This is a genomic window from Streptomyces sp. NPDC100445 (assembly GCF_044759735.1).
Classification (GTDB): Bacteria; Actinomycetota; Actinomycetes; order Streptomycetales; family Streptomycetaceae; genus Streptomyces.
This window is the reverse complement of the sequence record NZ_JBIVZV010000001.1, coordinates 925719-932681: the sequence shown is the minus strand read 5'-3', so window position 1 is coordinate 932681 and position 6963 is coordinate 925719. Positions and strand designations below refer to the sequence as shown.

General features: G+C 76.0%; 7 protein-coding genes. 6 read left to right on the top strand and 1 reads right to left on the bottom strand.

Annotation, left to right across the window (positions count from 1 at the left end):
• Window positions 1–38 precede the first annotated feature (38 nt).
• The 6 genes from ACIQVT_RS04150 to ACIQVT_RS04125 all read left to right on the top strand — a co-directional run bounded on the left by ACIQVT_RS04150 (window position 39) and on the right by ACIQVT_RS04125 (window position 6010).
• On the top strand, window positions 39–242 hold the full coding sequence (locus ACIQVT_RS04150; RefSeq protein WP_356822881.1) for an MbtH family NRPS accessory protein: 204 nt from the start codon (window positions 39–41) through the stop codon (window positions 240–242).
• 134 nt (window positions 243–376) lie between these two features.
• A complete protein-coding gene (locus tag ACIQVT_RS04145; protein WP_403747124.1) occupies window positions 377–1453 on the top strand; it encodes a GNAT family N-acetyltransferase in 1077 nt (358 codons plus the stop codon).
• Window positions 1450–2700, top strand: coding sequence for an MFS transporter (locus tag ACIQVT_RS04140; RefSeq protein WP_403747121.1), 1251 nt, complete (start codon window positions 1450–1452; stop codon window positions 2698–2700). Before ACIQVT_RS04145 ends, ACIQVT_RS04140 begins: the two co-directional genes overlap by 4 nt.
• 53 nt (window positions 2701–2753) lie before the next feature.
• The gene (locus ACIQVT_RS04135; protein WP_403747120.1) at window positions 2754–5201 is read left to right on the top strand and encodes a SpoIIE family protein phosphatase; all 2448 of its coding nucleotides are present in this window, start codon (window positions 2754–2756) and stop codon (window positions 5199–5201) included.
• A gap of 84 nt (window positions 5202–5285) precedes the next feature.
• Complete coding sequence (locus ACIQVT_RS04130; protein ID WP_403747118.1) at window positions 5286–5555, top strand: hypothetical protein; 270 nt, start codon at window positions 5286–5288, stop codon at window positions 5553–5555.
• An 89-nt stretch (window positions 5556–5644) separates the two neighbouring features.
• A complete protein-coding gene (locus ACIQVT_RS04125) occupies window positions 5645–6010 on the top strand; it encodes a DUF6479 family protein (protein ID WP_403747115.1) in 366 nt (121 codons plus the stop codon).
• A gap of 362 nt (window positions 6011–6372) precedes the next feature.
• Here the strand turns inward: ACIQVT_RS04125 and ACIQVT_RS04120 are convergent, their stop codons facing one another.
• On the bottom strand, window positions 6373–6957 hold the full coding sequence (locus tag ACIQVT_RS04120; protein ID WP_403747108.1) for a hydrolase: 585 nt from the start codon (window positions 6955–6957) through the stop codon (window positions 6373–6375).
• Between the last annotated feature and the right edge of the window lie 6 nt (window positions 6958–6963).

Below are 6963 nucleotides of genomic sequence, written 5' to 3'. Positions count from 1 at the left end.
CGGCCGACCGGCCGGACCACACGACGAAGGAACCCGACATGGACGAGAACACCCGCTACCAGGTCCTGCGCAACGACGAGGAGCAGTACTCCCTCTGGCCCGCCGACATCGAGGTCCCCGCCGGCTGGCAGCCCGTCGGCAAGGAGGGCACCGAGGCCGAGTGCACCGCCTACGTCGACGAGGTCTGGACCGACATGCGGCCCAAGAGCCTGCGCGAGCGCATGGAGAACGCCGGCGCCTGACCCGGCCGCGACACCGGCACGCCGGGCCGGCCCCACCGGGCCGGCCCGGCACCCCCCGCCCGTCCCCTTCCTGCCCGGCGCCCCACCGCCCTCGGCCCCCACGCACCGCACCGCACTACTCCCGAGGAGCCGCCATGACCCCCGTCCTGCGCACCGAACGCCTGGAATTCCTGCCGTACCGGCCCGAGCACGAGGACGCCTTCGTCGGCCTGCTGCGCGACGAGGAGGTGTGCCGCTGGATGGGCCAGGAACTCGTCCCCGAACCGGAACTCCGCGAACTGTTCCGCGCCATCCTGGCCGAGGTGTACCCGAACCGCCGCTTCGACGTGTGGGGCCTGTGGCTGGCCGGCACGTACGTCGGCCACGCCGAGGTGAAGCCCACCGGCAACGTGGACGGGCACGAACTCGTCACCGCGCTCGCCCCCGGCTACTGGGGGCGCGGACTGGGCGGCGAGGTGGTGCGCGGGCTGCTCCGGTACGCCGCCGAAGACCTCGGGCTCACCGAGGCGTACGGCATGGTGGGCGCCGAGAACACCGCCAGCCTCGCCATGTGCCGCCGCCTGGGCTTCCGCCCCGTCCGGGACGTCGTCGCGGACGACGGCTCCGTGACCCACCTCCTGGTCATCCCCACCACCCCCGAAACCAAGACCACCACCCCGGCCACCACGGCCGACACACCGACCACCACGGCCGTCCCCGCTGCGGCCGAAGTCCCGGTCTTGGCCGACGCATCAGGCACCACCGGCGCCCCCGCCCCGGCCGGGGTTCCGGTTACGGCCGAAGCCCCGGGTACGGCCGACGCGGCGGCCACCACCGACGTTCCTGCCACGGCCGATGTCCCGGCCTCCACCGACGCACCGGCCGCCGCCGGCGTCCCGGCCACGCCGAAGGCCTTGATCGCCACCGGCACCCCGGCCCCCGCCGACACGTCGGCCACCTCGGCCGTTCCCGCCACGGCCGGCGCCCCTGGCACGGCAGGCATCCCGGCCTCGGCCGAAGCCCCTGCCACCACCGGCGTCCCAAACGCCTCCGCCGCCCCTCCGGCCGTCCCCGCGGGCGCCGCGCCGCTCGCGGCCGTACCCGGGGCCGGCGCCATCCCGGCACCACCGCTCACCGCGCCACCCGCGCCCGCCCCACCCGCGTCCGTGTCACCCGGCGCCGACACCGGTGCCAGGTTTCCGGCGACCTCGGATGCCAAGGATCCCGTGTGACGCGGCCGTCGCTCACCGAGGGGGACGCCGGGCGCGCGGACACCGGCCGGCCGCCGAGCCTGTGGCGCAACCGCGACTTCAACCTGCTGTGGTCCGGTCAGTGCCTGTCCGACCTGGGCGGCGCCATGATGGACCTGGCGCTGCCGCTGCTGGTCCTCCAGTGGACCGGGTCCCCGGCGCGGGCCGGACTCGTCGGCACCGCCGGCCTCGTCACCACGATGGTGTGCCGGCTGCCGGCCGGCGTCCTCGCCGACCGCTTCGACCGCCGCCGGCTGATGATCGTCTGCGATGTCCTGCGGATCACCGTGTACGCGCTCCTCGGTTGCGCGGTCGTCACGGACAGGGCCTCCATGCCGCTGATCCTCGCGGCGGTGGTGGCGGGCGCCGCCGCGACCGCCGTCTTCAGCACCGCCGAGCACGCCGCGGTCCGCAACCTCGTCCGCACCGACCAGCTGACCACCGCCGTGGCGCGCAACGAGGCGCGCGCCTACGGCGTCTCGCTGGCCGGACCACCGCTGGGCGGCCTGCTGTTCGGGCTCGGCCGCGCGCTGCCCTTCCTCGGCAACGCGCTGAGCTTCGTGCTGTCCCTGGCGGCCGTCCTGTTCATCCGCCGGCCGCTCCAGGAGCCCCGCCGGGAGGCGCCGCAGGCCGCGGTCGCGTCGGCGACGCAGGGCGTGCGGTTCCTGCTGGGCCATCCGTTCCTGCGGGCCCTGCTGCTGATCGCCGCCCCGCTCAACATGGCCTTCACCGGGATGGTCTTCGCGATGACCCTCTCGCTCCGGCGCGCCGGCCTGTCCCCGTTCACCGTCGGCCTGGCCGGCACGATCTTCGCGCTGGGCGGGTTCCTCGGTGCCTTCGCCGCCCCGGCGCTCCAGCGGCGGCTGCGGCTGCCGGTCCTGATCACCGTGCTGTGCTGGGTGACCGCCGCGCTCATGACGGTCGGCACCCTGCTGGCCACGACCGTCTGGGCCGCCGTACCGCTGGCGGCCGCGGTGTTCCTCGGGCCCACCGCCAACGCCGCGCTCTTCGGACATCAGGCCGCCGTCACCCCGGACCACCTCCAGGGCCGTGTCGTCGGCGGGCTGCTGCTCGCCGCCGGCTCGGCCAGCGCCCTCGCCCCCGCCCTCGCCGGGGCACTGCTGGCCCGGTGGGCGCCGGGAACGGCCCTGCTCGTCTTCCCGGCACTGGTGGCCGTCGCCGCGGTGACGGCCACCTTCAGCCGGGGCATCCGGACGATGCCGGCCTGAGGCGCGTCACCGGGGCTGCGCGCGCGGCCGATACGCGCTGTAATGGCGAAGTGGTGAGTGAGGGCGCTGCCGTCAGCGCGACCAGAACGGTGCCGGAGCGCGCCGGGGCCGCCCTCGCCTCACTACTGGCGTCCCCGCCCACCCCCGACCGGCTCCGCCGGGTCCTGGAGCAGGCCCTGGTGTTCGCCGGGGCGTCCTTCGCCGGGGTGTACATGCCCGGCGACGAACCGGTACAGCTGCTCCTCGCCGAGTCGGTCGGTCTGCCCCGCACCCTGTACGGCCTCCGGGACGGCTACGCGGCCACCGGCGCGTCCCCCGTCGCCGAGGTGCACCGCACCGGCCGGCCGCAGTGGCTCGGCCCCGCCGAACTGGCCGGCTGCCCGGACGCGCGCCGCACCCCGTCCCCGGACTTCTCCCTGGCCGCCCTGCCGCTCGGCCCGGCCGGCGGCGGCTGCCTGCTGGCCGTCGGCGAGCACCCCGGCGGCTTCGGCGCCGACGAGCGGGCCTGCCTGGAACTGATCGCCCACACGGTCGCCGTACCCGTGCCGGACGTCACGGGCGACTCCGGTGAGCTGCCCGACAACGCGTTCAGCCTGGCCATGGACACCGGCCGGGCGGAGGTCGGCGACGCGATCCTGCGGCTGTTCGGGATCGGCCGGGAGGAGTTCGACGGCCGGGTGGAGTCCCTGCTCGGCCGCACCGTGCCCGAGGACCTGCCCGCGATGATGTCCGTGGTGGAGGCCGACCACATGTCCATCGGCGACCGCGAGCTGGAGTTCCGCATCCTCCAGCCCGCCGGCGCGCCCCGGTGGCTGCGGCTGCGCGGCCGGCTGCTGCCCGGCGGCAGGGGCCGCTCGGCCCGGCTGGTCGGCACCGTCACCGACGCCTCCACGGAGCGTTCCGGTGTCACCGACGTGGCCCGGGTGCAGCGACTGGCCGCCGCGCTGGCCACCGCCGGCACCGTGAAGGACGTCGGCCGGGCCGTCGTCGCCGCGTTGCGCAAGCCGCTCCAGGCCGATCGGATCGCCCTCGCCGAGCTGGAGAACGACCGGCTCGTGGTCACCGTCCTGGACCCGCCCCAGCCGGAGGCCTGGCCCGACGTGTGGCGCAGCGAGTGGCGCACCGAGTGGCCCGACGCGCCGGTGCGGGCCATGCCCACGCTGGCCGCGGCGCTGCGCGAGGGCCGCACCCGGATCTGGTCGGCCGGTTCGGCGCTGGAACCGGCCCTCGCCGACGTCGGCCGCGGCGGCCTCGCCGTGCTGCCCCTGCCCGCCGGCGGCCGCATGGCGGGGGCCTGCCTGATCGGCTGGGACCGCCCGCACGACTTCGCCCCCGACGAACGCGCCCTGCTCACCGCCTGCGCCGCCCTGACCGGCCAGGCCCTGCTGCGCGCCCACGCCTTCGACGCCGAGCACGAACTCGTCGGCATGCTCCAGCGCACCCTGCTGCCGCGCCGCCTGCCCCGGCTGCCCGGCGCGGTGGCCGTCGCCCGGTACCTGCCGACCACGGCGGGCCTGGAGGTCGGCGGCGACTGGTACGACGTGATCCCGCTCGCCGACAACCACGTCGCGCTGGTCATCGGGGACGTCCAGGGCCACAACGCGGGCGCCGCCACCCTGATGGGGCAGATGCGCACCGCGCTGCGCGCCTACGCCGTCGAGGGCCACAGCCCGGACGTCGTCGTCGCCCACGCCAACCGGCTGCTGCTGGACATGGAGACCGACCTGTTCGCGACCTGCGCCTACGTCGACGTCGACGTCGAGCAGGGCACCGCATGGTGCGTGCGCGCCGGCCACGTGCAGCCCGTGCTGCGCCACCCGGACGGCTCCACCGAGATCGTGCGGGCGGAGGGCGGCCCGCCGCTCGGCGTGCTCGGACAGGCCGAGTTCCCGATGACCCCGCTGCGGCTCCAGCCCGGCGCGGTGATCGCGCTGACCACCGACGGGCTGGTGGAGTCCGCCCACACCGACCTCGACGACGGCATGGACCGCCTCGCCCGGGCGCTGGCCGCCGCCGACCCCGCCCACCTCGGTTCGGTCGCCGACGCCCTGCTCGCCGGCGCACACCGCGGCGACGACGTGGCCCTGCTGCTGATGCGCTTCGACGGCATGGCCGTACGGCCGCTGCGGGAGAGCTGGACGGTGTGGCGGGTGCCGGAGGCGGTTCGGCACGCCCGCCGCTTCACCCGGCGCACCCTGCGGACCTGGGAGATCCCCCGGGAGACCGTGGACGCCGCGCTGCTGGTCGTCTCCGAGCTGGTCACCAACGCCCTGGTGCACACCGGGGGCCCGGTCCGCCTCGACCTCGGCCTGGTCAACCACCGGCTGCGGCTCGCCGTGGCCGACTCCTCGCCGCGCAGCCCCGCCAAACCGGCCAGCATCGGCTGGGAGGCCACCGGGGGCCGGGGCATCCTCCTGGTGGAGGCCGTGTCGGAGGCCTGGGGCACCATCCCGGTCAGCGGCGGCAAACAGGTCTGGGCGGACCTGGTGCCGGGCGGCTGAACCGCCGGCCGGGCGGCGGCGGGGGCAGCCGTTCGGACAGGTTGGGGAGGCGCGCGCGGCGACCGGTGCCTAGGGTCGGTAGGTGTGGCACACACCTTCGAAGAACTGGTGCAGAAGCAGTGCGCGGCCGACGCGGCCCGCGCCATGGTCGAGGACCTCCGGGACGCCTACGGCCCGCCGGCCGAGCGGGGGATGACGGGCGTCCAGTCGGGCACCTACGAGACCGCCCTGCGCGCCTGGCGGGACCTGGCCCGTGACGTGCAGACCGCGGTCAGCGAGTACGCCAAGGAGACGGGCCGGCCGCGCCGGGAGATCGAGGCCGAGGTGGAGCGGGCGGCGGGCGAAGGTACCTGAGTCCGCCGGGCGCCGCGCGGTGCGGGGGCCGACCGGCTGACCGGCCCCGCTCCGCGCATCCCGCGCGGTCCGCCGGGTACCCGCCGACCATGAACACTGCCATGTACGAAGCAGCCTCGGGCCCCCAGGTCTTCGGGTACGCCCTCATCCTCGTCGCCGGGGTGGCCGTGGTCGCGGGCATCATCTGGGCGTTCCGGCTGGGCTTCAAGGTGCGCGAGCGGGAGCCCGCGCCGCCGCGCCCCGACGAGCAGCCGAAGATGCCGCCGTCCGGGCCGGTCCGCGAGACCCATGAGGTCCGTGAGCCCGACGAGGTGCCCCGCGCCGCGGACGGCGAGCGACTCACCCCGCACGAGCTGGGCAACTCCGGCACCCGGCGTGCCGACGACCAGAGCCGTTCGCGCTGGTCGTCGGGTTCCAGCGGGTCCTTCGGCGGCGGTGGTGGCGGCCGCACCTGACCCGGCTTCGGGCCCGCCGGTGTGTGCGGGCCCGCGGTCCGGGAACCCGGCCGGGTACGCGACGTAGAAGTACGCGACGTACCCGGACCCGGGCGGGTCCGGCCGACCGGCCCCGCGGACCGCGGGGCCCAGGAAGAAGATGAACGCGGTGGGCGCGCACACGAGTGAGGAACCGGTTGTCGGCGGCGACGCGGGAACGGGCCGGGTGACGGCCCGCCGCCGGGCGGGAGCGCGGGGTGCGCACCTGTCTCCCCGCCGTCCTGGACCGTGGCGAGGCCCCCGCGCCGGGCGAGGCCGAGGACAACATCGTGCGCGGCGAGGACTGACCCGCCGCCCGCGTGATCGAGCAGCCGGCCGGCGGGTCAGCCGCGGGTCTTGTCGAGCAGTTCCAGGATCTCGGCGCTGGTGCCGCTCTCGCCCAGCCGCGGGAAGATCCGCTCGACGCTGTTGAGGTGCGCCTCCGGGTCCGCGTCGGCCATGGCGTCGGTGGCGAGGGTGACGTGGTAGCCGTGGGCGTAGGCGTCCCGGGCGGTGGACTCGACGCCGATGCTGGTGGCGATGCCGGTGAGGACGATCTGGGTGATGCCCCGGCGGCGCAGCTGCACGTCCAGGTCGGTGCCGTGGAAGGCGCTCCAGTTGTGCTTGGTGACCCGGACGTCCCCGGGGTGCCCGGCGAGTTCGTCCACGACGACGTCCCAGCCCTCCGGGAAGGCGAGGCCGCGCGGCTGGTTCTCGGTGCGGCCGGGAACGGCGTCCGCCCAGTCGGCCGCGAAGGAGACCCGGACGAGGACCACGGGCAGCCCGTGGGCGCGGAACGCGTCGGCGAGCTCGGCGGTGCGGGAGACGACCTCGGGGCCCGGGTACGGCTGGGTGGGCATGGCCACGATGCCGTTCTGGAGGTCGATGGCGACCAGAGCGGTGCGGGGGTCGAGCGTGGTGAGCGACATGGGTCG